This is a genomic window from Skermanella sp. (assembly GCF_059503625.1).
In genome coordinates, this window is record NZ_JCACHA010000393.1 from 1 (window position 1) to 2,540 (window position 2,540).

The 2,540-nt window shown below is 64.7% G+C and carries 2 protein-coding genes; both read left to right on the forward strand.

The annotated features are described in order from the left end of the window. Window positions 1-62: 62 nt before the first annotated feature. Window positions 63-2,225: an excinuclease ABC subunit UvrB gene (gene uvrB / locus AC5JJ6_RS08755; protein WP_496041665.1), complete on the forward strand. Its 2,163-nt coding sequence runs from the start codon at window positions 63-65 to the stop codon at window positions 2,223-2,225. Window positions 2,226-2,232: 7 nt separating this feature from the next. Further along, window positions 2,233-2,448, forward strand: a complete 216-nt coding sequence (locus AC5JJ6_RS08760; protein WP_496041666.1) for a DNA gyrase inhibitor YacG — start codon at window positions 2,233-2,235, stop codon at window positions 2,446-2,448. Window positions 2,449-2,540: the final 92 nt, after the last annotated feature.

A 2,540-nucleotide genomic window follows, 5' to 3' on the forward strand; every position in this document is an offset into this window, starting at 1 on the left:
TGCGTTCCGGGGGGTAGCAGACTCCCACCCGATCCCATATCTTACCAGTCATGACAATGCCCATGCTGATGCCGAAAGGCGCCTCCCTGCCGAAGCTGGAGGGGGGACGCCGCCTGGAGATCGTGTCCGATTACGTGCCGGCCGGCGACCAGCCGCGCGCGATCGAGGAGCTGCTGAACGGCATCCAGCAGGGCGAGCGCGAACAGGTCCTGCTGGGAGTCACCGGCTCCGGCAAGACCTTCACCATGGCGCACGTAGTCCAGCAGCTCCAGCGCCCGGCCCTTGTCCTTGCCCCCAACAAGACGCTGGCCGCCCAGCTCTACGGCGAGATGAAGAGCTTCTTCCCCAACAACGCGGTGGAATACTTCGTCTCATACTACGATTACTACACGCCGGAAGCCTACGTCCCGCGCACCGACACCTATATCGAGAAGGAAAGCTCGATCAACGAACAGATCGAGCGGATGCGCCACTCCGCCACCCGCTCCCTGCTGGAGCGCGACGACGTGATCATCGTCGCCTCGGTGTCGTGCATCTACGGTATCGGCTCGGTCGAAACCTATTCCGAAATGACCTTCACGCTCCAGGCCGGGCAGATGGTCAACCGGACGGAACTGCTGTCCCGCCTGATCGACCTTCAGTACAAGCGCAACGACGTTGGTTTCGGACGCGGAACGTTCCGGGTGCGTGGCGATACCGTCGAACTCTTCCCGGCCCACCTGGAAGACCGGGCGTGGCGCATTTCCCTGTTCGGCGACGAGCTTGAAAGCATCTTCGAGATCGACCCGCTGACCGGCGAGAAGCTGATGGCGCTGCAACTGGTCAAGATCTACCCCAACAGCCACTACGTCACGCCCAAGCCGACGCTGCATCAGGCGATTAAGGAGATCCAGCACGACCTGAAGGTCCGTCTGGCCGAGTTCGAGGCCGAAGGCAAGCTCCTGGAAGCCCAGCGCCTTGAGCAGCGGACTCAGTTCGACATCGAAATGATGCTGGCGACCGGCAGCTGCGCCGGCATCGAGAACTATTCCCGCTATCTCTCCGGCCGCAAGCCGGGCGAGCCGCCGCCGACGCTGTTCGAGTACCTGCCCGACAACGCCCTGCTGATCGTGGACGAGAGCCACGTCATGGTGCCCCAGGTCGGCGGCATGTACCGGGGCGACTTCATGCGGAAGTCCACCCTGTCGGACTTCGGCTTCCGCCTGCCGTCGTGCAAGGACAACCGCCCGCTCAAGTTCGAGGAATGGGACGCCATGCGTCCGCAGTCCGTCTTCGTCTCGGCCACGCCCGGCCCGTGGGAGATGGAGCGCACCGGCGGCGTCTTCGTCGAGCAGGTCGTCCGCCCGACCGGCCTGACCGACCCGCCCGTCATCATCCGCCCGACCGAGACCCAGGTGGACGATCTTCTGGCCGAGTGCAAGGAGTGCGCCGCCAAGGGTCAGCGCGTGCTGGTCACGACCCTGACCAAGAAGATGGCCGAGGCCCTGACCGAGTACATGCACGAGGCCGGCATCCGCGTCCGCTACATCCATTCCGATGTCGAAACATTGGAGCGGATCGAGATCATCCGCGACCTGCGCCTTGGCGCCTACGACGTCCTGATCGGCATCAACCTGCTGCGCGAGGGTCTGGACATCCCGGAATGCGGCCTTGTCGCGATCCTCGACGCCGACAAGGAAGGCTACCTGCGGTCGAGGACTTCCCTGATCCAGACCATTGGACGCGCCGCCCGCAACGTCGATGGCCGGGCGATCCTCTACGCCGACAAGATGACCAACAGCATCAACGCGGCGATCGATGAGACCAACCGCCGCCGCGAGAAGCAGAAGATCTACAACGAGGCCAACGGCATCACGCCGGAAACGGTCCGCAAGCAGATCTCCGACATCATGGAGAGCGTCTACGAGCGCGGCGACCGCGTCACGGTCAAGACCGGCGACGGCGACATGAACAACATGATCGGCCACAACCTCAAGTCCTATATGGCCGACCTCGAACGCCGGATGAAGACCGCCGCCGCCGACCTGGAATTCGAGGAAGCCGCCCGGCTCCGCGACGAACTCCGCCGCCTGGAAGCGATGGACCTCGGCCTGGAAGGCGCCGAAGCCCCTGCCATCGGCTTGGGCACCAACCGCGCCATCCCAGCCGGCAGAAGCACCGCCCCCACCCGTGGCGCCCAGGACGGCCGAGGCAAAGCCCGCCCCCGCCGGCGCAAAGGACCCTGATTACGCGATGACCGATACCCCCGAAAAACTCGCCAAGTCCCGCCTCCCCGCCTGCCCCATCTGCGGCCGCCACGCCACGCCCGAGTTCAAGCCTTTCTGCACCGCCCGCTGCGCCGACGTGGACCTCAACCGCTGGCTCGGCGGCGTCTACCGCGTCGAAGTCAACGACCCCGAAGCCGAAATAGAAACCGACTTCGACCCCAGCCCGGAGCGGCTACACTGAACTCGCCGGACTTCCCGTCCCTCAAGGAACACTCTGCCTGCGTAGGTCGTGCTAAAGCGAAGCGGCAGCCGACATAGACGCGCCTGCTTGTC